A 325-nucleotide genomic window follows, 5' to 3' on the forward strand; every position below is an offset into this window, starting at 1 on the left:
AAAGAACAATTCCTCAATAGCTCAGTTGGTAGAGCAACGGACTGTTAATCCGTTTGTCCCTGGTTCAAGTCCAGGTTGAGGAGCCACATAAGATAAGCCTGCAATTATTTGCAGGCTTTTTTTTATTTGAATTGCTTACTTCAATTAATTGATAGTAGTGAATAAAAATAGTCGCTTTTCATTATTAAAGGCAACTACATAAAGAACAATTCCTCAATAGCTCAGTTGGTAGAGCAACGGACTGTTAATCCGTTTGTCCCTGGTTCAAGTCCAGGTTGAGGAGCCACATAAGATAAGCCTGCAATTATTTGCAGGCTTTTTTTTA

The 325-nt window shown here is 37.8% G+C and carries 2 tRNA genes; both read left to right on the forward strand.

The annotated features are described in order from the left end of the window. Positions 1-10 precede the first annotated feature (10 nt). Positions 11-86: transfer RNA gene (locus tag H4J57_RS19655), tRNA-Asn, on the forward strand. 124 nt (positions 87-210) lie between these two features. Continuing rightward, positions 211-286 (forward strand) — tRNA-Asn (locus tag H4J57_RS19660). The last annotated feature ends 39 nt before the right edge of the window (positions 287-325 follow it).

Origin of the sequence: Colwellia sp. BRX8-7, from assembly GCF_014077275.1 — a bacterium.
Classification (GTDB): domain Bacteria; phylum Pseudomonadota; class Gammaproteobacteria; order Enterobacterales; family Alteromonadaceae; genus Colwellia_A.